Genomic DNA, 21,658 nt, shown 5'->3' on the forward strand with positions numbered 1-21,658 from the left:
GAACGCTCTGATTGTTAACGAGTTCTGTAGGCGAAGGGGCCAACAGAAAGGTACTACGATGAAACGCACAAGCCTGATTACCACCACTGCACTCCTCGCTTCGCTGGCCGCCGCGCCGGCTTTGGCTCTCGACGCCAATGTGGGCGCCAATGCCAGCTCGGACGTCGGAGCACAGGTCGACAGCGGCGGCGTCAACGCCGGAGCGGGTATGAACACGGATGCGCAGATCGGTGCCGGCACGAGCGCCAGCGACGGTTCGGCTGCCGCTACGACCGATGCCGGCATCACTGCCAGCACCTCGTCCGACCCGAACTTCGGCATGCTGATCTCCTCGCTCAACGCCAGCGCCAACACGGCGGCCGAGGTCCAGGCGATGACCGATGTTTCGAGCGTCAGCGTCGTGAAGATCGACGACCTCCAAAAGGGCAACAACCAGGCAGCCGTCAGCAACGCCATCTCGAAGAACGCGGAAGCGACCGCTGAATTGCAGGCGGCCATCGAGGCCAACAGTGCGCTGAAGGCCGAACTCGAAGAGCAGTCGGTCGAGGTCTCTTCGGTCGTCGCCGCCCATGTCGGTGCCGGCGGACAGCTTACCGTCTTCGTGCAGTAAGCAGTCGGGATTATCCAACTGCCACGGAAGGGCCGGCGAGAGCCGGCCCTTTTCCTGTCCTGTGCATTGGCGATGCACCGGACATGGCAGCTGGCGTTGGCGCCGCCGGCGGACTACGTGTGTGGACAGCGACGGAGAACGATGAATGAATCAGACCGCGATTTTCTGGCCCATGCTGGCGCAGGTCTTGCTGGCCTACATCGTCTATGCGGTTCTGGGCCGTCGCCGCTTCGGCCCGCTGATCGCAGGCACTGTGCGGCCGCGTGTCTTCGCCGATCGGGGCGGGGAGCCCGAGGGCAGCGCCACCGCCTCCAACAATCTGATGAACCAGTTCGAGCTGCCCGTACTGTTCTACGCGCTCTGCCTGTCGCTCTACGTCACGGCGGGAGTCTGGTACCTGACTGTCGCTGTCGCCTGGCTTTTCGTCGTGCTGCGCTATGCTCACGCGCTGGTGCACCTGACCAGCAACCGGCTTGGTCTTCGCAGCGCGCTGTTCGCCGCCGGCTATGGCGTGCTCGGTCTCGGCTGGATCCTGTTCGCCCTGCGCATTGCCGGCGGGCCGTAACAGCGCGGCTATTCGGTGATGTCGAACACGGCGATCTTGCGCTGGTCGAACTTGATGCCGATCTCGCCGCGAACCAGCCGGATCGCGTGATTGCCGAACACCTCGCGCCGCCAGCCATGCAGCGCCTGCACGTCTGCGCTCTCGCCCTCGGAGGCAATGCGATCGATATCGTCGCTGGTCGCCAGCACCTTGGCCGCAACGCCTTCCTTCTCCGCCACCAGGCGCAGCAGCACCTTCAGCAGTTCGGCGGCGGCGTTTGACCCCTCGGCCTGCTGCTGAGGCCGCGGCGCCTTCGGCATTTCATCCTTGGGTAGCGACAGCGCCTTGTTGATGACTTCCAGCAGCGCCGTGGCCGTCGACGAGCGTTCCCAGCCCTTCGGCGTCGTGCGCAACCGGCCGAGCGCCGTCGTGTCGCGCGGCTGCTGCTGCGCGATCTCGTAGATGGCGTCGTCCTTCAGCACCCGCCCGCGCGGCACGTTGCGCTCGCGCGCTTCGAGTTCCCGCCACGTCGAGACCGCGCGCACCACGGCCAGTTCCTGCGGCTTGCGCAGCCGCATCTTCAGCCGCTTCCAGGCGTCCTCGGGCTTCGGGTCGTAGGTCTCGCGCGACGTCAGGACGTCCATTTCCTCGTTCAGCCAGTGGGCGCGGTTCTCGCGCTCGAGCTCGACCTTCAGGTGCTGGTAGACGTCGATCAGATGCGTCACGTCGGCAAGCGCGTAAGTCAGCTGCTTTTCGGATAGCGGGCGGTGACGCCAGTCGGTGAACCGCGACGACTTGTCGAGATGCTGGCCGGTGATGCGCTGCACGAGCTGATCGTAGGACACGCTGTCGCCGAAGCCGCAGACCATCGCCGCGACCTGCGTGTCGAACACCGGGTGGGGGATCAGGCCGCCGCGATGGAACACGATCTCGATGTCCTGGCGCGCGGCGTGAAAAACCTTCGTCACCGCTTCGTTGGCCATCAGCCGGAAGAAGGGATCGAGGTCGATGTTGGACGACAGCGGGTCGATCAGCGCGGTAACGCCCGGCGATGCGATCTGTATCAGGCAGAGTTCAGGCCAGAAGGTAGTTTCGCGAATGAACTCCGTATCGACGGTGACGAATTCGGACTTCTCGAATTCTGCGATGACGGCATCGAGTTCTGCCTGGAGGGTAATTACATGCATGAAAACTCAGGGTCTCATAGGAGAAAGGGTTCCATTCCATTTCAGCCAGCGGGGCTTTCGTCAAGTTACCGCAGGTCAGTCGGCGGACGGCGGCTTTTCCGCGTTGCCGGGGCGGCGCGCCAGCCGTGCGAAGATCGTCGAGGTTCGAAGCATGGCGATGAAGCGCCCGCGTTTGCTGGCCGGAACGCTTTCGCGCGCCCGCATCCGGTAAAGGATGATCAGGATGAGGATCACGTAGACCGCGGCGCAGAAGGCAAACAGCGACTGCGGGCCGAGCCGCTGCATGAAGGTTGCCGCCACAAGCGGTCCGCCGATGGCGCCGAACGAGTAGAACAGCATCAGCGCGGCGTTGACGAGCACGAACTCGCCCTTGTCGGCGCGGTCGTTGGCATGCGCGGCCGACAGCGAGAACATCGGCATGGCGAAGGAGCCGAAGACGAACACCAGGCCAAAGTTGACGAGCGTGCTGGTGCCGGCCAGGAAAACCAGGGCGAGCGCCGCGACCATCGAGCCGGTCGCCGTCAGCAGCAGCACCTTGCGCCTGTCCCAGATGTCGGAGATGTGGCCGAGCGGATACTGGATCAGCGCGCCGCCGATGATGCCGACACTGATGAAGGTCACCACGTCCGTCACCGACATGCCGATCTGCTCGGCGTAGACCGGTGACAAGGTCCGGAACGAACTGTTGGTGACGCCCACCGCGATGCAGCCGATGCAGGCGAGGGGAGAGATCCGCCAGACGCGCGCCAGGTCGAGCTTGACCTCCTCCGGCGCCGTCGGGTTCGAGCGGTCGCCGAGCGAGACCGGCACCAGCGACAGCGTGATCATGATCGACATGATGGCGAAGATGGTGAAGCCGTCGGCGCCGAAGACGGGGATGAGAAATTGCGCCCCGGTCACCGAGCCGATGTCGATGATGCGGTAGAGCGCCAGCACGCGCGCCCGGTTGTGATTCTGCACGCCCGAATTCAGCCAGCTCTCCATGATGGTGAACAGGCCGGCGAAGCAGAAGCCGGTGGCGAAGCGGATGGCCGACCACACCAGCGGGTCGATGATCAGCACCAGCATCAGCGTGCCCGATGCGGCAATCGCGGCGAGCGCCGAGAAGGAGCGGACGTGACCGACGGCCTTCATGATGCGGGTCACGAAGATGCAGCCGAGAAGGAAGCCGCCGAAATAGGCCGTGCCCATGAAGCCGATGGTCGAGGGCTCGAAGCCCTCCTGCGCGCCGCGCAGCGCGATCAGCGTGCCTTGCAGCCCGTTTCCGCCAAGCAGGATGCCTGCGGCGATGAGAAGCGGAATCAGCGGACGGATGGAGGACATGGGGGCAGGTGATCCGCTAGCGGGTGCCCCTTCTTGGGCCATCGAGCCGGCGATTGCCAGCAGCAATGGCCGCGCTGGTTGGGCCACACCGCCCTTTACCTTGACAAATCAGGGCCTCCATGCGCTTTTCGCGCGAATTTTCAGGCCCGGCTTCGAAGCGTCGGCGCCGTTCCCCAACGTCCCGGATCGAACAATGACCATGCACCGTTACCGCAGCCACACCTGCGCCGCCCTCAGGAAGTCCGATGTCGGAGCCGATGTCCGCCTGTCCGGCTGGGTCCACCGCGTCCGCGACCATGGCGGTCTTCTCTTCATCGACCTGCGCGACCATTACGGCATGACGCAGATCGTCGCCGATCCGGATTCCCCGGCCTTCAGGACCGCCGAGACACTGCGCGGCGAGTGGGTCGTGCGCGTCGATGGTTCGGTCAAGGCGCGAACCGCCGAGACGGTGAACGCCAACCTGCCGACCGGCGAGGTCGAGGTTTTCGCCAGCGAGATCGAGGTCCTGTCGGTGGCCAAGGAACTGCCGCTACCGGTCTTCGGCGAGCCCGAATATCCCGAGGACATCCGCCTGAAGTACCGCTTCCTCGACCTTAGGCGCGAAACGCTGCACCGGAACATCATCCAGCGCACCCGCATCATCTCCGAGATGCGCAACCGCATGAGCCAGAGCGGCTTCTTCGAATTCTCGACGCCGATCCTGACCGCATCGTCGCCCGAAGGCGCGCGCGACTTCCTGGTGCCGAGCCGCCTCCATGCGGGCAAGTTCTACGCCCTGCCGCAGGCGCCGCAGCAGTACAAGCAGCTGATCATGGTGTCGGGCTTCGACCGCTATTTCCAGATCGCGCCATGTTTCCGCGACGAAGACCCGCGCGCCGACCGGCTGCCCGGCGAATTCTACCAGCTCGACCTCGAGATGAGCTTCGTCGAGCAGGATGATGTCCTGTCGTCCGTCGAGCCCGTCGTGCGCGGCGTCTTCGAGACCTTCGCCAACGGCAAGCCGGTGACGAAGGAATTTCCGCGTATCCCCTATGACGTCGCGATGCGCAAATACGGTTCCGACAAGCCCGACCTGCGCAACCCGATCGAGATGCAGGAGGTCTCCGACCATTTCCGCGACTCCGGCTTCAAGGTGTTCGCCAACATCCTCGCCAACGATGCCAAGGCAGAGGTCTGGGGCATCCCGGCCAAGACCGGCGGCAGCCGTGCCTTCTGCGACCGGATGAATTCCTGGGCGCAGGGCGAAGGCCAGCCGGGCCTCGGCTACATCTTCTGGCGCAAGGAAGGCGACAACATCGAAGGCGCTGGTCCCGTCGCCAAGAACATCGGCCCCGAGCGCACCGAGGCCATCCGCGTCCAGCTCGGGCTCGACGACGGCGACGCCTGCTTCTTTGCCGCTGGCGACCCGGCCAAGTTCGCGTCCTTCGCGGGGGCCGCGCGCACCCGCGCCGGCGAGGAGCTCAACCTTGTCGACCGCGACCGTTTCGAGCTCTGCTGGATCGTCGACTTTCCCTTCTTCGAGTGGAACGAGGACGAGAAGAAGATCGACTTCGCGCATAACCCATTCTCGATGCCGCAGGGCGGCATCGAGGCGCTCAACGGCCAGGACCCGCTGACCATCAAGGCCTACCAGTACGACATGGTCTGCAACGGCTTCGAGATCGCCTCGGGCGGCATCCGCAACCATCTGCCCGAAACCATGGTCAAGGCCTTCGAGATGGTCGGGCTCAGCCGCGACACCGTCGAGGAGCGCTTCGGCGGTCTCTACCGCGCCTTCCAGTATGGCGCGCCGCCGCATGGCGGCATGGCTGCCGGCGTCGACCGCATCGTCATGCTGCTCGTCGGCGCCAAGAACCTGCGCGAGGTGACGATGTTCCCGATGAACCAGCAGGCGCAGGACCTGCTGATGAACGCGCCGTCCGAGGCTTCGCCGCAGCAGTTGCGCGAGCTCAGCCTGCGCGTCGCGGCGCCGAAGAAGGAAGATTAGGAAACCCGGCCAAGCGATTCATAAGAATCGAAAAAGTCACGAGAATCGAAAGGGCCCGGCAGCGATGCCGGGCCCCTTTGTTTGATCCGATGGGCGCTTACTGGTTGGCGCGGACCTTCAGCCCCAGCATTTTCCACAATGCATTGGCGGTCACCGACACGTCGTTCGGGTTCGACATTGCTGTCGCCATGATCATCGCGAAGGGCACAGGCGCGTCCGGCTCGGCCGCGATCTCGATGCTCTTGGGATCGTCCAGGTAGGTGTTGACCGCACTCGACACTTCCGCCGTCAGGTCCGGGCTGTTCAGCGTCATCATCGCGAAAGGCACGCTCGCCTTGGCCATGTTGACGATATCCGCGGGCTTCTGGCCCTGCATCTGCGCCACAAGGCCGATTGCCTTGTTGGTGAGCGAGGCGTCGTCGAAGCGCAGCGACACGCTGTTGAAGGTCACCTGCTGCAGGAGGCCGAGCATGGCCATCTGGCTCGCCGTGCTGTCCGCGCCGTCGCCGGCCTCGGCCATCTTTGCCGAAAGGTCCCGGATCGACTTCACGACATCGGGCGTGAAGCCGCCGAAATCCAGCGTTGTCCCGAACGTCCCGACATTCTCGAACGATACGTCGTATTGCGACAGCGACCACCGTCCGTCCTCGGGCTGCCATGAACCGGCCATCTCCAGGTAGCCGTTGACGGTGTCATAGCCGAGGGCCTGGACTATGCCCTTGTATTGCGGGTCGTCGATCAAGGTCAGGTCGACGCTGAATTTTTCGGCGGCGCCGCTGAATTCCATCGGCCGCCCGCCTTCAGGCGGCTTCATCTCGAAGCCCAGTCCTTCCAGCGCGAAGGCCCTTTTGCCGCCGACGTCGACGCTCATGCTCGCCAGTTCCATGCGATCATAGGCGACCACCATCGAGGCCATCGGATCGGTGGCGTCGGGCGCAGGCAGCCGGAGTCCGCTCATCACGAGGGCACTGACGTCGACCGCGACGCCGTCGCCGGACTTTGAGAAGGGGCTGGTCGTCAGCGTTTCGATCGAATAGCCGCTGCCGTCCTCGCTGACGCCGGTCAGCGTGATCCTGCCGATGGGCAGGGCATCCTTTTCGTCGACGGGCTTCACCGTCACGCCTTCAAGGGTCATCTCCGAGGAATCGCCGGAGACATTGTTCCAGGCGAGGTCCATGCCCTGCTGCAAGGCAAGCACCTTCAGCCTTTCGGCAACTTCCGAGGCATCCTGGCCGAAGGCCGGGCCGAATGGAAGTCCGAGCAGGACCGAGGAGAAGGCAAGGGTCCGCACCAGAGCCAATTGTTTTGTCATCGAACGTTCTCCACGGTTTATCCGCTGCGTTTCTCACGAATCCGCACGAACTGGACCGGAAGAAGGCGAGCGGCGGCACATTGCGCGAAAAACGCTGCCGAAGGCAATCGCTCCGGCCAAACATTGGCGGCGATAGTGAAGGGCTTCTTTCCCGCGCTGCAACCCTGCGCAGGCGACTTCTGCGAGCAGAAACCCGGATGCCGCGAACGGGGCTGCAGCGGCGCTGCGCGCGCACTTGCCGCGAATCAGCGTCTCGGCTAACCCGGCACCATGGGAAAAAGCCTTTTGCCGCCGGGATCGGGCGGCGGTGATCACATCGAACCGGTCGACCTGAAGAAGGCGCTCGAAGAGCGCTATCTCGCTTATGCGCTGTCGACCATCATGCACCGTGCGCTGCCGGACGTCCGCGACGGCCTGAAGCCGGTGCACCGCCGCATCATGCACTCGATGCGCCTGCTGCGCCTCAATCCCGATCAGGGCTTCGCCAAGTGCGCCCGCATCGTCGGCGAGGTGATGGGCAAGTTCCATCCGCACGGCGACCAGTCGATCTACGACGCGCTGGTCCGCCTCGCGCAGGATTTCGCAGTCCGCTACCCGCTTGTCGACGGCCAGGGCAACTTCGGCAATATCGACGGCGATAACGCTGCCGCCATGCGCTACACCGAGGCGCGCATGACCGATGTGGCGGTCGATCTGCTGTCGGGCATCACCGAGGATGCGGTCGACTTCCGTCCTACCTACAACGAGGAAGACGAAGAGCCGGTCGTGCTGCCCGGTGCCTTCCCCAACATCCTGGCCAACGGCTCGTCGGGCATCGCCGTCGGCATGGCGACCTCCATCCCGCCGCACAATGCCGCCGAGGTCTGCGCCGCCGCGCTGCACCTGATCGACAACCGCGAGGCCTCGATCGCAGACCTGATGACCTCGCCGGAGCAGTGGGCCGAGATCCAGGAGCGCGCCAAGACGGACCCGATGGCCCTGCTCGAATGCAAGGTTCGCGGCCCGGACTTCCCGACCGGCGGCATGGTGGTCGACGATTGGGCCTCCATGCAGGAAGCCTATGCCACCGGACGCGGCGGTTTCCGCCTGCGCGCGCAATGGCACCAGGAAGATCAGGGCAGGGGCACATGGAATATCGTGCTCACCCAGATCCCCTATCTTGTGCAGAAGTCCAAGCTGATCGAGAAGATCGCGGAACTGCTGATCGCCAGAAGACTGCCGCTGCTTGAGGATATCCGCGACGAGAGCGCCGAGGATATCCGCGTCGTCCTGGTGCCCAAGAGCCGTACCGTCGATCCCGGGCTGCTGATGGAATCGATGTTCAAGCTGACCGAACTCGAGACCCGCTTCCCGCTCAACATGAACGTGCTGTCTCGCGGCAAGGTGCCGAACGTTCTGTCGCTCAAGAGCGTGCTTTCGGAATGGCTCGAGCACCGCAAGGAAGTGCTGGTCCGCCGTTCCAGTCATCGCCTCGCCGAAATCGAGAAGCGTCTTGAAATCCTCGGCGGCTACCTGATCGCCTACCTCAATATCGACGAGGTGATCCGCATCATTCGCGAGGAGGACGAGCCCAAGCAGGTCATGATGGCCCGCTGGGAGCTGACCGACAATCAGGCCGAGGCCATCCTCAACATGCGCCTGCGCGCCCTGCGCAAGCTCGAGGAGTTCGAGATCCGCAAGGAGTTCGACGCGCTCTCGGTCGAGAAGAAGGAAATTGAGCTGCTTCTGGGCTCGCCCGCCCGCCAGTGGAAGACCATCCGCTGGGAAGTCGGCGAGACGCTGAAGAAATTCGGTCCGCAGACCGAGCTTGGCCGGCGCCGCACCGAATTCGCCGACGCGCCCGAGCATGACCTGACCGACATCGCGCATGCGATGATCGAAAAGGAGCCGGTCACAGTCGTGATTTCCGAGAAGGGCTGGCTGCGCGCGATGAAGGGCCACCTGAGCGACCTGTCGCAGCTGACCTTCAAGGAAGGCGACAGCCTCAAGCTGGCCTTCCCTGCGCAGACGACCGACAAGATCCTGGTCTTCACCACGGGCGGCAAGTTCTATACCATCGGCGCCGACCGGCTGCCCGGAGGTCGTGGTCACGGCGAACCGATCCGCATCATCGTCGACATGGACAACGATCAGGACATCGTCACAGCCTTCGTGCATGACCCGGCGCGCAAGCGCCTGCTTGTCAGCCATGCCGGCAATGGCTTCGTCGTGTCGGAGGATGAGGTCGTCGCCAATACCCGCAAGGGCAAGCAGGTGATGAACGTGAAATCCCCCGACGAGGCGTCGCATTGCGTCACACTCGAAGGCGACCATCTCGCGATCGTCGGCGAGAACCGGAAGATGCTGGTCTTCCCGCTGGCGGAAATTCCCGAAATGGCGCGCGGCAAGGGCGTCAGGCTGCAGAAGTACAAGGATGGCGGCGTCCTCGATCTCAAGACGTTCAGTGTCGAGACCGGCCTTTCCTGGCAGGATTCCGCCGACCGGACCTTCTCGCGCAGCCGCGAGGAACTGACCGAGTGGTTCGGCGCCCGTGCCTCGGCCGGACGCCTGGCGCCAAAGGGCTTTCCGCGTACCGGCAAGTTCGGCTAGCCCGCACCGACAGGCCGCGGCATGTGTCGCGGCCATCATCGCGAACTCACCCGTGACCGCATCAGGCTGGTGTCCGCAGCCTGGCACTTTCTCGCGTCGATAGCATCGACCTGCAGCCGCCTCGGGCACCGGCGCGCCGGAGCCGGACAGGTAACGCGCAACTCCCATGACATCACGTTGTCAGGAGCGAAACGGATTTCCGCTTGACCGCGAATGATCGTTCGCATAATTGGCGAACGATCATTCGCAAACTTTGAGAACGAATGTTCGCTTTCAAGGACCCAACCATGGACGACACCCTGTTTTTCGAGGCAACGCAGGCGGAGCCGCTCGACGGCCATGTGCACAGCCGAGCCGAACGGCGTGACCTGCAGGCACAGCGCATTCTGGACGCCGCCAAGACCTGTTTTGTCCGTTCGGGCTTCCAGGGAACCTCGATGCAGCAGATCTGTTCCGAGGCCTCGATGAGCCCGGGCGCGCTCTACCGCTATTTCCCGTCGAAAGAATCGCTGATCGAGGCGATCTGCGAGGTCAACCGCCGGCAGGATGCCGAGACGTTCGCAGCGATGGAGAATTGCTCGAACGTCGTCGACGGGGTCGTCAACTGCGCGATCGACCATCTGCGCTTCACGCACGAGAACGGCAACGCGCCGATCTTCGCCGAGATCGCGACCGAATCCCTGCGCAACGAGAGCATTCGGGCGATCGGCGACAACTGCATGGTCGACGTTCGCCACAAGTTTCACGACTACCTTCGCGGCGCGCTGGAGCGCGGAGAGATCTACCCCGTGGTCGAGCTTGAGGCGCTCCTGCCGATGATCCTGGCCATCGGGCAGGGACTGGCGATTGCCGACCTGCCCAATCAGGGCGTGTCGTTCGACAAGGTCGAGACGATGCTGCGCGCGGCGACGGTCGCGATGCTGCGGCCGGTCGACGCCAGGAATACTGCAGGCAACTGACCGGTTCGCCGGCCATAACCATGAGATGATGATGAGCGATTGCAAATCACGAGCGCTGCTGTTTGCGGCTGTGACACTGGCAGGCGGACTTCTTGTCGCGCTGCCCCCCATGGCGCTCGCCGCCGATGCCGAGACGGTCAAGGAGCAGACGCCACCGGCGATCCGTGTCGTCGCCGCTGAAAAGCGCGAACTCGTCGAGCGCCTTTCGGTCAACGGCACGATCGTGGCCCGCGAGGAGGCGGCCGTCGGCACCGATCTCAACGGGCTGACGGTGCTGGCGCTCAATGCTGACATCGGCGACACGGTCAAGAAGGGCGACATCCTGGCAGTCCTCGACCGATCCATGCTCGACACGCAGCTTGCCCAGATGGAAGCGACCCGCGCCCAGGCCGAAGCCAACATTGCGCAGATGCAGGCCCAGATCGGCGATGCCGAGGTGGCCGTCCGGCAGGCCGAGGAGGCGCTGGAGCGCGCCAAGGCCCTGCAACTCAAGGGCGTTGCCACCGACGCGCAGCGCGACAATGCTGTGAATGCGCTGGATAGCGCGCGGGCCAGGCTCGATTCAGCCAAGAAGGCCGCGACCGCCAGCGAAGCCCAGCTTGGCGTGGTCGACGCGCAGAAGCGCAACGTCATGGTCCAGATCGAAAAGACCGACCTGCGCGCCCCGGCCGACGGCCTCATCCTGGCGCGCGATGCCACGCTTGGCGGCGTCGTCATGCCGGGCAGCGGCCCGCTCTTCCGCATCGCCATCGATGCCGATTTCGAACTGGCGGCCAATGTCGCCGAGACTGACCTGCCAAGCCTCTCCAAGGGACTGAAGGCCGAGGTGGCGATCGCCGGCGCCGACGACGGCGTGGCGGGCGAGATCCGCAGGATTTCACCCGAGGTCGACAGGGCCTCGCGGCTCGGCTCCATCCGCATCTCGCTGGCGCCCGGTTCCGAGGCCCGTCCGGGCACCTTCGCGCGCGGCGAGATAGAGCTGTTTCGCCGCGAAGGCATCGCGGTTCCGACATCTGCGGTGATGTATGTCGGCGAGGATGCCTTCCTGCAGCTTGTCGAGGACGGCCGGATCACGACCGTACCGGTCACGCTCGGCCCCCGCGCCAGCGGCTTCGTCGAGATCGTGGCGGGCCTGTCGTCCGGCCAGGAAGTCGTCTCGCGCGCCGGCACCTTCGTTGCCGACGGCGACATGGTGACGCCAGTGCGTGACGAAAACACGGGAGCCATCAAGCCGTGAACTGGAATTTCTCCGCCTGGTCGATCCGCAACCCGGTTCCGCCGATCCTGCTGTTCATCGTGTTGATGGCGCTCGGCCTGATGAGCTTTTCGAAGCTGCCGATCACGCGCTTTCCCAATATCGACATCCCGCTCGTCTCGGTCACGGTGATCGATCCGGGCGTGGCGCCCAGCGAGCTTGAGACGCAAGTCACCAAGCGCGTCGAGGACGCCGTCGCCAACATCAGCGGCGTCAAGAACGTCATCTCGACGCTGACCGAGGGCAACTCGCAGACCGTGGTGGAATTCCGTCTCGAGGTCGAGACGCAGACCGCCGTCAACGACGTCAAGGATGCCATCGAACGCATCCGTTCCGACCTGCCGGCGACCGCCGACGAGCCGATCGTCAGCAGGATCGACGTCGAAGGCCAGGCGATCGTTACCTACGCCGTCTCCGCGCCCGCCATGACGCTCGAGGAACTGTCCTGGTTCGTCGACGACACGGTCATCCGCAAGTTGCAGGGACTGAAGGGCGTCGCCCGTGTCGACCGCAATGGCGGCGTGACCCGCGAGATCAAGGTCGAGATCGATCCCGACCGGCTGATCGCGCTTGGCGTGACGGCCAGCGACGTCAACCGCGCGCTGCGTTCGGTCAATGCCGACATGACCGGCGGCAGCGCCGATTTCGGCGGCCGCGACCAGTCGATCCGCACGCTCGGCGGCGCCGAAAAGGTCTCCGACCTCGAGGCGCTGGAAATCCCGCTCTCGGGCGGCCGCAAGGTGCGCCTGTCCGACATCGCTACGGTGACCGATTCCTGGGAGAAGCCGAAATCCTTCGCCAGGGTCAACAACCAGACCGTGGTGTCCTTCGGCGTCTTCCGCGGCAAGGGCGAAAGCGATGTCGAGGTGGCCAGCCGGGTCGAGGAAGCCGTCGCAGAACTGCAGCAGGAATATGCCGACGTCTCGATCGGCAAGGTCGACGATTCGGTGAGCTACACCGAGGGCAACTACGACTCCGCGATGGAAACGCTGATCGAGGGCGCCGTGCTGTCGGTGATCGTGGTGCTGATCTTCCTGCGTGACATCAGGGCGACGCTGGTCTCGGCAGTCGCACTGCCGCTGTCGATCATCCCGACCTTCTGGGCCCTCAACATGATGGGCTTTTCGCTGAATCTCGTCAGCCTGCTCGGCATCACGCTGGTGGTCGGCATCCTGGTCGATGATGCCATCGTCGAGATCGAGAACATCGTCCGGCACATCAAGATGGGCAAGACGCCTTACCGCGCCGCCCTCGAGGCGGCCGACGAGATCGGCCTCGCGGTCATCGCGATCTCTGCCACCATCATGGCCGTCTTCGCGCCCGTGTCCTTCATGAGCGGCGTAGCCGGCCAATATTTCAAGCAGTTCGGCCTGACCGTCGCGGTCGCCGTGTTCTTCTCGCTGCTGGTCGCCCGCCTCATCACGCCGATGATGGCGGCCTACTTCCTGCGCAGCCACGGCCATAGCGAGCCGAAGCCCGGCATGGCGATGCGCGGCTACGAATGGCTGCTGCGCGGCAGCCTGCGCTTTCGCTGGGTGACCCTCGCAGCCGGCATCCTCTTCTTCGCCGGGTCGATCTACGCGATGGGCTTCCTGCCGTCGGGCTTCATCCCGCGCGAGGACGCCAGCCGCATCATCTTCTCGCTCGAACTGCCGCCCGGCAGCCGGCTCGAGGACACGCGCGAGACGACTGACGAGGTGACGGCGCTGATGCGCGAAGTGCCCGAGGTCGAAAACGTCTACGTCATCGGCGGCTCCAGCCCGACGGGCACGCTCGAGCCACGGCGCGCCACCATCGTCGCCGACCTCAAGCACAAGTCCGAGCGCGACCTGCCGCAGCACGAGATCGAGGAGATCCTGCTCGCCAGGATGGAGACCGTACCGGACCTGCGCGCGTATTTCGTCAACGACCGCGGCGAGCGGGCGCTGGCCTTCGGCGTCATGGGCACCGACGGCAAGCTGCTCGACGAACAGGCGCGCAAGATCCAGAGCGAGATGACGGCGACCGGCCAGTTCCGCGCCGTCAGCTCCAATGCCGCGCTCGACCGTCCGGAAGTCGTCATCGAGCCCGACCTGGCACGGCTTGCCGAGCTCGGCATCTCGACGGCGACGATCTCGGAGACGCTGCGCGTCGCCACCATCGGCGACATCGACGCCAACCTGGCGAAGTTCACCGAGGGCGACCGCCAGATCCCGATCCGCGTGCAGCTCAACGAGGCGGCGCGCGACGACATCGACGTGGTCAGCCAGCTTCCGGTGACCTCGCCGTCCGGCGTCACCGTGCCGCTTTCATCGGTCGCCACGATCCGCTTCGGGCAGGGCCCGTCGTCGATTGCCCGCTTCAACCGCGAGCGCCGAGTCGTCATCAGCGCCGACATGGCGCCCGGCGCCGAGCTCAGCGAGGGCCTGGCGACTGTCTGGCAGCTGCCGGCGGTCAAGGACATGCCGGCCGGTACGCGCATCCAGGAGACCGGCGACGCCGAGGTCATGGGCGAGGTCTTCGCGGGCTTCGCGACCGCCATGTCGACCGGCCTGATGCTGGTGCTGGTTGTGCTGATCCTGCTCTTCGGCTCGGTGTTCCACTCCTTCACCATCCTGGGCTCGCTGCCGCTTGCCGTCGGCGGCGTGGTGGCGGCGCTGTGGCTGACCAATTCGGCGGTCTCCATGCCGGTGGTGATCGGCATCCTGATGCTGATGGGCATCGTCACCAAGAACGCCATCATGCTGGTCGATTTCGCCATCGAGGAGATCAAGATGGGCGTGCCGCGCAAGGACGCCATCATCGATGCCGGCCGCAAGCGCGCGCGGCCGATCGTGATGACCACGATCGCCATGTCGGCCGGCATGGTGCCGGCGGCGATGGCGCTCGGCGACGGCGGCGAGTTCCGCGCGCCGATGGCGACCGCGGTGATCGGCGGCCTGCTGGTCTCGACCTTCCTGTCGCTGATCTTCGTGCCGTCCTTCTTCACGATCATGGACGATGCCGCCATCGGCACGTCGAGGCTGTGGCGCTGGCTGGTGCGGCCGAACGCGGTGGACGAGCCGGGCGCGGAAGAGCACGCGGCCGAAGTACACCATTTGCCGAAGCCGAAGGAAGAATACCCGATCGCGGCCGAATAGGCCGCGTCCCTTCCACTGCAGGGGCGGGCGCCGGAGAGACCCGGTCGCCGCCTGTTTCGGGCCAAGGCCCTCCGTTGCCACGCCTGCCTTCGCATCTGGCCATTGCCTTTCGAAAGTCAGCCTTCGCATCCGCAAGCGGAGGCCGGGAAGACGGGACGCGGGGGCCGTGCCTTCCTAGAATGGATATGTGGCGCGGCATCCGCGCCCCGTCCGGCGTTTTTTGGCCTTCCCATCCCCCACGGAAAACGGACCTTCCGGCATGCGCCGGTGGTTTCTACGTCGCGGCGCCAACGACATACGGGCGCCTGGTCTCCGTCGCATCTGCGCGGAGAATCTCGGGGACTCCGGGTCAGCCCTCCGGCTCGGCGGCCACGTTAGCCGCATCCCCGAAGCGCCGGCTCCTCCCCGCAAATCACCGTCATGACCGGCGTTCCCGCAGGAGGAACTGCCGACATGGTAGTCGGGTCGGAAGGGGTGTGGACGAAACGGCCTGTCGGCCATTCTCTGCAGCTTGCGCCGCAAGGCACTGCGCGCAAGAGCGGGCGGGATTTGTCCACGTCTCAGGCGCTGCCGCCCGGCAAATGCCACAATCTGGCTGAAAGTCGCGGTCCGAACGGGGAAAGCCAATGAACGGAATCACGATACGGGGCACGGGGCGGCTTTCGGGCATGGCGGCCATGCTTTGCCTGCTTGTGGTCGCCGGCTGCCAGAGCGTGCTGCCGAGCGGCGGCAACGGCGTTGGCGCCTCGGGTTCGGGCGCGGCCTACCTGGCGGCGATCCGCTCGGAGAACGGCCTGCCGCCGCTGAAGTCGGACAGCAAGCTGGAGCGCGCCGCAGCGCAGCAGGCAGGCTTCATGGCGAGCGCCGGCGACATGGATCACAGCACCGGCTGGGGCAAGGGTTTTTCCCGCCGCATGAAGCAGAACGGCATCGCCGGACCTGCCGCCGAGAACGTCGCCTATGGCGCGATGACACCGCAAAAGCTGTTTTCGATGTGGATGGATTCGTCCGGCCACCGCCGCAACATGCTCGACCCGCGCTTCGGCCATTATGGTCTCGGCTCGGCGACGGACGGGCAGGGCCGCCGCTACTGGGCGCTGGTGCTTGCCAAGTAGAGCGCCGACGACCTGAGCGGTCGCCGCGCGAGGTCAGACCGGGTGGCGGACCATGGCCGCGGCGCGGCGCTTGCGGCCCTCGTGCAACTGCCAGAGCGAGTGGGCAACCAGCGCCACGACAAGGATTGTGCCGCCGATCAGGCTGTTGCGCGTCGGTACTTCGTAGAAAATCATCCACATCCAGACCGGCGCGAGCACGGTCTCGAGCAGGTAGAACATCGCAACTTCCGGGCCGGAAATATAGCGTGGGCCGGCGGCCAGGCAGAAGAAGGCCAGCGGCGTCACCACGGCGCCGTTGAGGATGATCCACCAGGGCGCTTCGACGTTGTAGCCGGTCTGCGAAACCATGAAGGCGGCGATGGCGAACGGGAAGATGACCCCGATCAGGGCTGTGAAACCCATGTCGCGCCCGCTGGCGCGCGACACGGTGATGGCGCAGGCGATCAGGAAAGCGGAGCTGGCCGCCATGACGTCGCCGAACAGATTGCCGGTGCCGACGGAATCCCCGACGATGATGAGGATGCCTAAAACCATGACGGCCATGGCCAGCAGCGTGGCCGGCCGCAGCTTTTCCTTCAGGAACAGCCAGGACAGCAGCGCCGCGAACATGGTGTTGAACGCCAGGATGAAAACGAGATTGGCGGTCGTGGTGTTGTAGACGGCGGTGATGAAGGTGATCGAGCCGAGGCCGTAGAGACAGGCGACGACCAAGCCCAGCCGGCCGGGAATTAGTTTCGGTGCGTTCGGCGTGATGGCGCGCCAGATTGCCCAGGTCACCAGCGCCGCCAGGAATGTGACGCCGCCGCGCAGCATCAGGATCGACCAGGCGTCGCCGCCCGACAGGCGGATCAGCGGAATGTCGATGGTCAGCGCCAGGCCGCCGATACCGGTAATGAGCAGACCCTTGGCGTGGTCGCTATGGTGATCCGACAAGGTTGGGCGTGCTCCGTTGCGATTCAACGGCAGCTAGACGGCCGGTGTCAGGGTTTCTCGGTGTAGCGTTCCCAGCCCTTGGGGCCGAGGTGCTCCTGCGGAAGGAAGCGCACCTTATATTCCATCTTGCGCGAGCCGTTGACCCAGTAGCCGAGATAGACATGGGGCAGCCCGGCGGCGCGGGCGCGCGCGATGTGATCGAGGATCATGAAGGTGCCGAGAGAGCGGTCGTCGAATTCCGGGTTGAAGTAGGAATAGACCATCGACAGGCCGTCGGCCATCTTGTCGGTCAGCGCCACGGCGATGAGTTCGCCGGTGCCCCTGCCGGTAATGAAGCTGTCGGGGCCGCGCTTGCGGTATTCGATAACCTTGGTGTCGACATGCGTGTCCTCGACCATCATGGCGTAGTCGAGCACGGTCATGTCGGACATGCCGCCTTTGCGGTGGCGGGCGTCGAGATAGGTGCGAAACAACGAATATTGCTCGGTCGAGGGCTCGGCGTCATGCATCTCGCCGATCAGGTCGGAGTTGCGCTGGATGACGCGGCGCATGTTCTTCGTCGTCTGGAATTCATCGGCGATGATGCGCACCGAGATGCAGGCTCGGCAATGTTCGCAGGCCGGCCGGTAGGCGATGTTCTGCGATCGACGGAAGCCACCCTGGGTCAGCAGGTCGTTCATCTCCGGCGCCTTGTCGCCGACGAGATGGGTGAAGACCTTGCGTTCGAACTGGCCCTCGACATAGGGGCAGGGCGAAGGCGCGGTCAGGAAGAACTGCGGCGACTGGGTCGGGTGGTGCGTCATCGAGTTCCGGATTCAACTCCTAACGAATCGCTCTACCTTGAAGCGTGACACGAAAATTTCAACAGGATTATGGTCGCAAACGCTTGCCAGCGTTGCAAGTCTGCCTTTCGGGAAGGCCCGGCCTCTAGCGGTCGGCGCGGATGACGACGGTGCCCAGAAGCAGGTCGTGCAGGGTGCGCTTGCGCGCGTTGAACAGCGTGACCAGCAGGATCAGCGGCGTCAGCACCGCGTTGCCGGCCCAAAACAGCACGGAATGGACGATGGCGAGCATGCCGTCGACCGGCTGCCCGTCGAGGCGTTCCAGCCGGATGCCCATCATGCGCATGCCCGTGGTAGCCTGGTTCGGCCCGCCAAGCGTGTTCCAGACATAGATCAGCGCGACGACCGGCGCGAGGATGCCGAACAGCGCCCAGCCGAGGCCGAGCGTCAGGAGGCCGAGCAGCGCCACAAGGATGCCGAAGGGGATGAGCAGCAGGGCGACGATCAGGTAGTCGATCAGGAAAGCGAAGACGCGGCGCGAGCGCACGCCGTCATAGGCGCGGATGTCGTCCACTGCCTGGCCGAGGATTTCACCGTCTATCGTGCGTTCGTTCATGGTCTTTCCCAGTTCCGGCCGGTCGATCTGGAGGGTCCGGCTTCAGCCTGAGAGATGGGGAAAGCGGGTAAAATTTCAAGGTTGAGCCCCCTGGAAGGGCCAAGCCCGGCGGCGCGATCGGCGATTGAGTTTGTCAACTTTCTGACGTTACTCTGTTGCGGTGCAGCAAAGCCGGTTCGGGGCGCGGGGGACTGATGGAACATTACGAGATGCTGGTCATTGGCAGCGGGCCTTCCGGCCGGCGTGCCGCGGTGCAGTCGGCCAAGCTCGGGCACTCCGTGCTTGTCGTCGACAAGGGCATGCGGCTTGGCGGCGTCTCGGTGCATACCGGCACGATCCCGTCCAAGACGCTGCGCGAGACGGTGCTCAACCTGTCGGGCTGGCGCGAGCGCGGCTTTTACGGCCGCGGCTACCGGGTCAAGCAGGACATCTCGGTCGGCGACCTCGTGCGGCGTCTGCACAAGACGCTCGACCACGAGGTCGAGGTGCTGCAGCACCAGTTCATGCGCAACATGGTGCGCAGCATGCAGGCGGCCGCCACCTTCAAGGACGCCAACACGGTGAGCCTGATGACCGAGGCCGGCGAGCACAGCGAGGCGAGTTTCGACCACGCGCTGATCTCGGTGGGCACCAGGCCGCACCGGCCCGCCGAGGTGCCCTTCGACAGGAAGCGCGTCTTCGACAGCGACGAGATGCTGGAGCTCGACCAGCTGCCGCGCACGCTGACGGTGATCGGCGGCGGCGTCATCGGCGTCGAATATGCGACCATCTTCTCGGCGCTCGACGTGCCGGTGACGTTGATCGAGCCGCGCAATTCGATCCTCGATTTCGTCGACCGCGAGATCGTCGACGACTTCATCCACCAGATGCGCGACCGCGGCATGACGATCCGGCTGGGCAGCGCCGTGAAGGAGATACTGTCCAAGCCCGACTGCGCCGAGGTCACGCTGGCCGACGGCCGCTGCATCCGTTCCGAAATGGTGCTCTATGCCGCCGGCCGCTCGGGCGCCGTCGCCAATCTCGGCCTCGAGGCGGTCGGCATCGAGGCGGATTCGCGCGGCCGCATCAAGGCCGACCCGCAGACCTTCCAGACGACGGTGCCGCATATCTACGCCGCCGGCGACGTGATCGGCTTTCCGAGCCTTGCCTCGACATCGATGGAGCAGGGCCGGGTCGCCGCCTGCCACGCCTTCGGCGTGCCGCTGCCGCCGCCGCCCGAAACCTTTCCCTATGGCATCTACGCGGTGCCCGAGATCTCGACCGTCGGCCAGTCGGAGGAACAGGTGCGCGAGAGCGCCGTCCCCTACGAGGTCGGCGTGGCGCGCTTCCGCGAGACCTCGCGCGGCCACATCATGGGCGTCGATACCGGCTTCCTGAAGCTGATCTTCGCGCTCGACACGCGCCGCCTGCTCGGCGCCCACATCGTCGGCGAGGGCGCCACCGAGCTCATCCATATCGGCCAGGCGGTGATCAATCTCGGCGGCACGGTGGACTTCTTCGTCAACAACACCTTCAACTATCCGACGCTGGCAGAGGCCTACAAGATCGCCGGGCTCGACGCCTGGAACCGCATGGGGCGGGGCTAGGCCGCGCCGGCTGCGGCATCGTCGTTCAAAAAAATGCCGGCCTCGTGTCGGCTTCTCCGGACCCGGTTCGTCCTATAGACGCATCAGAGGAGAAGCCCATGCCCAGAATGATCTTCGTCAACCTGCCGGTCGCCGACCTGAAGCGCGCGACGGCGTTCTACGAAACCATCGGCGCAACCAAGAACCCGCAGTTCAGCGACGACACCGCATCCTGCATGGTGTTTTCCGACACCATCTACGCGATGCTGCTGACGCACGACAAATACCGCCAGTTCACGTCGAAGACGATCGTCGACGCCCGCAAGAGCAGCGAGGTGCTGATCGCGCTGTCGGCCGACAGCCGCGCCGATGTCGACGCCCTGGTCGAGAAGGCCAAGACGGGCGGCGGCGTCATCGACCCGACGCCGACGCAGGAGCACGGGTTCATGTACGGGCGCAGCTTCGAGGACCCGGACGGCCACATCTGGGAAGTGTTCTGGATGGATGCGGCTGCCGCGACCGGCGCGCAGTCCGCGGCCTGACCCGGCAGAGAGAGGAGGAAAGCATGGCAACGACGGTCTCCAAAGTCGCTCCCTTTCTCTGGTTCGCCAGGGAGGTGGAGGAGGCGGCGCGCTTCTATGTCTCGCTGATCCCCAACTCCAGCATCGACGGCAGCTGGACGCTGGAGGCGGAGTCGCCGAGCGGGCCGCCCGGATCGGTCAAGGTCGTGGAGTTCACGCTGGGCGGGGTGCAGTTCCAGGCCATGCAGGCCGGCCAGATGGACGACTTCAACCACGCCGTCTCCTTCGTCATCAACTGCGACGACCAGGCAGAGGTCGACCGGCTGTGGGCAGGACTCGGCGAGGGCGGCACCTACGAGGCCTGCGGCTGGCTGAAGGACCGCTACGGTGTGTCCTGGCAGATCACGCCCAAGGTGCTGATCGAGATGATGAAGGACAAGGACCGCGCGCGCGCCGGGCGCGTGGCCGAGGCGATGCTCGACATGGTCAAGATCGAGATCGCGCCGCTCGAGAAGGCCTATGAGGGTTAGCCGCCCTGCGGTCGCCTCGGCAGAAGCGCCGAGGCGGCAATGCCGAGCCAGCCCAGGATCATGATGGTGCCGCCGGCCGGTGCGGCCATCGGGAAGAGGCGCGTGCCGGCATAGTCGCGCATGACGAGATCGCCGCAGAACAGCAGCACGCCCAGCAGCAGCGCGGCCGTGCCGGAGCGCATCACGCGGTTGCCGCCGAGCATGCCGACGGCGAGAAAGACCGGCGCGTGGGCGAGCAGGAAGGAGGCGGCGATGCCGAGATTGGGGCCGGCCGAATGCGCCGCGGCCGCCGACAGCGCGACGCCGGCCGCGCCCGAGAGACCCGCGATGGCGATCAGGATGGGGTGGGCGGACATTGAATCGCTCCTGCTTTGCTCCAGCCTAGGCGATCGCGGCGGCCGCCGCGAGAGGCCCGGTGAAATCCGTTCGGGCGCCTGGGGCTGTCCTCGTTTTGGCCGGCTGGCCGGCGTGATCCGGCCCGGTCGGGTCCGCAAGTCCTGCCCCCAGTTCCGCGCAACCTGTTGGCCGGCAGCGATGATTGTCCTAGGCTCGTCCAGGCAGATCGGGGGTGGCTTGGCATTGGCATTGGTCGGACGTGCGAGATTGTTTTCTCGAACATGGCTGGACCGGCCCCGTGCCTTGCTTGGCGCAACCAGGGCGAATCTCAGGGCCCTGGCCAGGGGACGTCGGCTCGCACCCGGCTCCCTG

General features: G+C 65.2%; 18 protein-coding genes. 11 read left to right on the forward strand and 7 right to left on the reverse strand.

What is annotated here, in order from left to right; all coding sequences use genetic code 11:
- The first annotated feature begins 58 nt into the window (after positions 1-58).
- Positions 59-610, forward strand: a complete 552-nt coding sequence (locus ACT2BZ_RS17200; RefSeq protein ID WP_457936339.1) for a hypothetical protein — start codon at positions 59-61, stop codon at positions 608-610.
- Between the two features lie 145 nt (positions 611-755).
- Positions 756-1,175, forward strand: coding sequence for an MAPEG family protein (locus ACT2BZ_RS17205; protein ID WP_457936340.1), 420 nt, complete (start codon positions 756-758; stop codon positions 1,173-1,175).
- A gap of 8 nt (positions 1,176-1,183) precedes the next feature.
- On the opposite strand, the gene rnd is transcribed toward ACT2BZ_RS17205, so the two are convergent.
- Complete coding sequence (gene rnd / locus ACT2BZ_RS17210; RefSeq protein WP_457936341.1) at positions 1,184-2,341, reverse strand: ribonuclease D; 1,158 nt, start codon at positions 2,339-2,341, stop codon at positions 1,184-1,186.
- Positions 2,342-2,416: 75 nt separating this feature from the next.
- Positions 2,417-3,664 (reverse strand): MFS transporter, encoded by a 1,248-nt coding sequence (locus ACT2BZ_RS17215; protein ID WP_457936342.1) that lies wholly within the window; start codon positions 3,662-3,664, stop codon positions 2,417-2,419.
- Positions 3,665-3,863: 199 nt separating this feature from the next.
- On the opposite strand from ACT2BZ_RS17215, the gene aspS reads away from it, so the two are divergent.
- Positions 3,864-5,654 (forward strand): aspartate--tRNA ligase, encoded by a 1,791-nt coding sequence (gene aspS, locus ACT2BZ_RS17220; RefSeq protein WP_457941368.1) that lies wholly within the window; start codon positions 3,864-3,866, stop codon positions 5,652-5,654.
- A 97-nt stretch (positions 5,655-5,751) separates the two neighbouring features.
- Here the strand turns inward: aspS and ACT2BZ_RS17225 are convergent, their stop codons facing one another.
- On the reverse strand, positions 5,752-6,966 hold the full coding sequence (locus ACT2BZ_RS17225; RefSeq protein ID WP_457936343.1) for a hypothetical protein: 1,215 nt from the start codon (positions 6,964-6,966) through the stop codon (positions 5,752-5,754).
- A gap of 270 nt (positions 6,967-7,236) precedes the next feature.
- Between ACT2BZ_RS17225 and ACT2BZ_RS17230 the strand changes: the two genes are divergently transcribed.
- The 5 genes from ACT2BZ_RS17230 (at position 7,237) to ACT2BZ_RS17250 (ending at position 16,003) form a co-directional block, all read left to right on the forward strand.
- The gene (locus tag ACT2BZ_RS17230; protein WP_457936344.1) at positions 7,237-9,555 is read left to right on the forward strand and encodes a DNA topoisomerase IV subunit A; all 2,319 of its coding nucleotides are present in this window, start codon (positions 7,237-7,239) and stop codon (positions 9,553-9,555) included.
- A gap of 287 nt (positions 9,556-9,842) precedes the next feature.
- Entirely contained in the window at positions 9,843-10,514 is a 672-nt protein-coding gene (locus tag ACT2BZ_RS17235; RefSeq protein ID WP_457936345.1) for a TetR/AcrR family transcriptional regulator, read from the forward strand.
- A gap of 31 nt (positions 10,515-10,545) precedes the next feature.
- Positions 10,546-11,751: an efflux RND transporter periplasmic adaptor subunit gene (locus ACT2BZ_RS17240; protein ID WP_457936346.1), complete on the forward strand. Its 1,206-nt coding sequence runs from the start codon at positions 10,546-10,548 to the stop codon at positions 11,749-11,751.
- Positions 11,748-14,888, forward strand: a complete 3,141-nt coding sequence (locus tag ACT2BZ_RS17245; protein WP_457936347.1) for an efflux RND transporter permease subunit — start codon at positions 11,748-11,750, stop codon at positions 14,886-14,888. The genes ACT2BZ_RS17240 and ACT2BZ_RS17245 overlap by 4 nt, the downstream gene beginning before the upstream one ends.
- 626 nt (positions 14,889-15,514) lie before the next feature.
- Positions 15,515-16,003, forward strand: a complete 489-nt coding sequence (locus ACT2BZ_RS17250; protein WP_457936348.1) for a CAP domain-containing protein — start codon at positions 15,515-15,517, stop codon at positions 16,001-16,003.
- Between the two features lie 33 nt (positions 16,004-16,036).
- Here ACT2BZ_RS17250 and ACT2BZ_RS17255 read toward each other — a convergent pair whose 3' ends face one another.
- From ACT2BZ_RS17255 to ACT2BZ_RS17265, 3 genes are all read right to left on the reverse strand, one after another.
- The gene (locus ACT2BZ_RS17255) at positions 16,037-16,936 is read right to left on the reverse strand and encodes a DMT family transporter (protein WP_457936349.1); all 900 of its coding nucleotides are present in this window, start codon (positions 16,934-16,936) and stop codon (positions 16,037-16,039) included.
- Positions 16,937-16,983: 47 nt separating this feature from the next.
- Positions 16,984-17,739, reverse strand: coding sequence for an arginyltransferase (locus ACT2BZ_RS17260; RefSeq protein ID WP_457936350.1), 756 nt, complete (start codon positions 17,737-17,739; stop codon positions 16,984-16,986).
- Between the two features lie 124 nt (positions 17,740-17,863).
- On the reverse strand, positions 17,864-18,334 hold the full coding sequence (locus ACT2BZ_RS17265) for an RDD family protein (protein WP_457936351.1): 471 nt from the start codon (positions 18,332-18,334) through the stop codon (positions 17,864-17,866).
- 194 nt (positions 18,335-18,528) lie between these two features.
- Between ACT2BZ_RS17265 and sthA the strand changes: the two genes are divergently transcribed.
- From sthA to ACT2BZ_RS17280, 3 genes are all read left to right on the forward strand, one after another.
- Positions 18,529-19,920 carry a Si-specific NAD(P)(+) transhydrogenase gene (gene sthA / locus ACT2BZ_RS17270; protein ID WP_457936352.1) on the forward strand — a complete coding sequence of 464 codons (1,392 nt, stop codon included), beginning with the start codon at positions 18,529-18,531 and terminating at the stop codon, positions 19,918-19,920.
- 98 nt (positions 19,921-20,018) lie between these two features.
- On the forward strand, positions 20,019-20,441 hold the full coding sequence (locus tag ACT2BZ_RS17275; RefSeq protein ID WP_457936353.1) for a VOC family protein: 423 nt from the start codon (positions 20,019-20,021) through the stop codon (positions 20,439-20,441).
- Positions 20,442-20,464: 23 nt separating this feature from the next.
- Positions 20,465-20,950 (forward strand): VOC family protein, encoded by a 486-nt coding sequence (locus tag ACT2BZ_RS17280; RefSeq protein WP_457936354.1) that lies wholly within the window; start codon positions 20,465-20,467, stop codon positions 20,948-20,950.
- Here the strand turns inward: ACT2BZ_RS17280 and ACT2BZ_RS17285 are convergent.
- Positions 20,947-21,306: a DUF423 domain-containing protein gene (locus tag ACT2BZ_RS17285; protein ID WP_457936355.1), complete on the reverse strand. Its 360-nt coding sequence runs from the start codon at positions 21,304-21,306 to the stop codon at positions 20,947-20,949. The two genes, ACT2BZ_RS17280 and ACT2BZ_RS17285, sit on opposite strands and share 4 nt — an antisense overlap.
- Positions 21,307-21,658 lie beyond the last annotated feature (352 nt).

It is taken from the genome of Mesorhizobium sp. 10J20-29 (genome assembly GCF_054130485.1).